This is a genomic window from Oleiphilus sp. HI0066 (genome assembly GCF_001635725.1).
The window spans coordinates 1-2,474 of record NZ_LWFH01001025.1 but is presented as its reverse complement, the minus strand read 5'-3'; the positions used below and the strand labels follow the sequence as shown (position 1 = coordinate 2,474).

Annotated in this window: 4 protein-coding genes; 2 read left to right on the top strand and 2 right to left on the bottom strand. The window is 43.7% G+C overall.

Annotated elements, in window-relative coordinates; all coding sequences use genetic code 11:
• Both A3738_RS12375 and A3738_RS12370 read left to right on the top strand, forming a co-directional pair.
• On the top strand, positions 1–430 hold a 430-nt coding region (locus A3738_RS12375; protein ID WP_197473831.1), incomplete at its 5' end, for a 6-carboxytetrahydropterin synthase.
• A gap of 94 nt (positions 431–524) precedes the next feature.
• Positions 525–1,481 carry a phospholipase A gene (locus A3738_RS12370; RefSeq protein ID WP_068502591.1) on the top strand — a complete coding sequence of 319 codons (957 nt, stop codon included), beginning with the start codon at positions 525–527 and terminating at the stop codon, positions 1,479–1,481.
• 22 nt (positions 1,482–1,503) lie between these two features.
• Here A3738_RS12370 and A3738_RS12365 read toward each other — a convergent pair whose 3' ends face one another.
• The gene (locus tag A3738_RS12365) at positions 1,504–1,971 is read right to left on the bottom strand and encodes a DUF4174 domain-containing protein (protein WP_068479995.1); all 468 of its coding nucleotides are present in this window, start codon (positions 1,969–1,971) and stop codon (positions 1,504–1,506) included.
• 140 nt (positions 1,972–2,111) lie between these two features.
• Positions 2,112–2,474: M48 family metallopeptidase (locus A3738_RS12360; RefSeq protein WP_156504233.1), on the bottom strand; the 363-nt coding region annotated here is incomplete at its 5' end.

The following is a 2,474-nucleotide window of genomic DNA, read 5'->3' as shown; positions in this document are numbered from 1 at the left end:
TGAAGAGCAAATCGAAGGTGCGTATTATCATTACAGCCACGGATTAAAGAAACACTTAGGCAATTGCCAACGCATCGTACATGGCCATCGTTCTAAAATTGAGATATTTGAGAATCACAAACGCAGTTCTGAATTAGAAGATTACTGGAGTGCGTGCTTCCGAAACATTTATATCGGCACAAAAGAGGACGTAAAGAAAGTTCTCGATATCAATGGCAAAGAACACACGAGTTTCTGTTACACCGCGCAACAGGGTCGCTTCAAACTAACCCTACCATCTAAACGTGTTCATATCATCGACACCGATAGTACCGTTGAACTAATCGCTGCATACATTGCAGACCAGTGCCTCGCGAAACATCCAAACAACCACTATCTCGTGAAAGCATACGAGGGTGTAGGCAAAGGCGCGATAGCTGAAAGAAAGTAAGCAAAATTTAAACTTTTTAGCCCCTAATTCAATGGGCTGTTTTTAATTGTTGTGCTTTACTAAGTCGCAATAACTAACAACTATCGCTTACACCATGACTTTAATCGCCAGAATATCTGTCTTACTGCCTTTTTTATTAGCTTCTTCCCTGCTTTCGTTTAATAGCTTTGCCGAAGAAACTATTAGCGAAGATGAACAGCCCGAATACACTAAACATAGAGATGTTCCAGAACGATTTATACAGCAACAACAAACTGACAAACTCTCCTTTGTCATTACCCCGCATAGGCGAAACTATATTCTGCCAATAAGCCATCAAGAATCCCCAAACAACGAACCCTGGATAGCAGCTGGTACTTATCGAGATGAACAACCATTTCAACACAATGAAATAAAACTACAAATCAGTTTCAAAGTGCCCTTACTTGAAGATCGCTTATTTAATGACGGCGATGGTATTTATTTTGGTTTCACTTCGAAGTCATTTTGGCAAGCATATAACAGTAATATCTCTGCACCCTTCCGTGAAACAAACTATCGACCAGAAATCTTCTATCAAACGCCGTTTTATATAGATGACATCGACGGAGCATTCTTTTTTAGAACAGGCATTGAGCATGAAAGTAATGGGCGAAGCCAGTTACTGAGCAGAAGTTGGAATCGCGCTTTTGTCGGTCTTGGTTATGCTACGAATCGCTGGGCTTTGTATCTTCAACCATGGTATCGATTACCTGAAGACGCGAAAGAGGATGATGGAGATCCATCAACGCCGCCACCCGCCAAAGGCGACGATAACCCCGATATCGAGGACTACTACGGCCACTTTGAACTCACTGCAGTATACAAGCGCGATAACTATCAAGTAGCTAGTATTATTCGCGCCAACACCAGCACCCACAAAGGCGCCGTCGAACTCAATTATAGCTTCCCACTGCATGGTCGATTACGTGGTCTAGTACAGTATTTTGACGGCTACGGCGAGAGTATGATCGATTACGATTATCGTGTGCAGCGCTATAGCTTGGGAATTTTGCTCACAGAGCTTCTGTGAGCAAGTAATTGAGGAATAAACCTTATGCTGCGTGGCAGCTTACTTGAGGACGACTCACTTTCTCTATACGACGCAAGGGCATAGCATCCACTAAGCGTATAAGGTCGTTTGCCTTCAGCGGCATGTGAGCGCGAAGTTTCACTTTCCCGTCTTTACCAACAAGGACGAGCAGCTCGTTATAAGGTCCAACATCTAATTCGTCTTTCAAAAACGAAACTTCTTCGTTCGATAGTGCTGCTCCATCGACAATGCTGTGTCCATCACCAACGATTGTCAGCACCTCCATGTCGCGCTTGTAAAACTCACACTCAAACTGTGCAAATGCTTTCAGCTGTTCTCTCAATGCTGGATGTTTTTCTGAACTTGTAAATAACAGTATTGGACGGGTATCAAATAAATAACCGTCTAAAGAGCCTGCTTGCGCACTCGAAACTAATGGCAGTGCAACAAATAACTTCCAAACAAGAATACGTACCAAGCGCTTTGACATGAGCATCACCTACGAAGTTATTGAGTCAACTTTACTTACGCAATAGATAGTCGTTTAGTGTGATACGCACTACAAAAAAGTGCGGATTTTTTGTAAGCGAGCGTGTAGTTATGTAGCCACAGAGTGCGCTTAATTTATCGCTAGGGTTTGCGACATACTGGCGCAGGTTTACGATTTAGCGCGGCACGATAGATAGCTCCAACCGCGTTTTGTTCCTTTTCTAGATCCCTAATGCGTCGATCATTTGATGGGTGTGTAGACATAAATTCCGCAGGAGCTTTGCCGCCTGATGCTTTCTTCATATTCTGCCAAAGAGCAACCGCTTCGCTAGGGTCAAAGCCAGACTGGGCCATCAGATACAAGCCAATGTAATCAGCTTCAGTCTCGTGCGCACGACTATATGGGAGTAACACACCAAACTGCGCACCTAAACCTAATGCGCCAAGTATTTCAGGCTTATACTCGACACCTTCCAACGCTATAGCTCCGACTTGTTGCGCAAC

What these genes read in the sequence shown, in the direction of transcription:
- A3738_RS12370 (WP_068502591.1), top strand. Translation starts at nt 525, where the DNA reads ATGACTTTAATCGCCAGAATATCTGTCTTACTGCCTTTTTTATTAGCT.
- A3738_RS12365 (WP_068479995.1), bottom strand. Translation starts at nt 1,971, where the DNA reads ATGTCAAAGCGCTTGGTACGTATTCTTGTTTGGAAGTTATTTGTTGCA.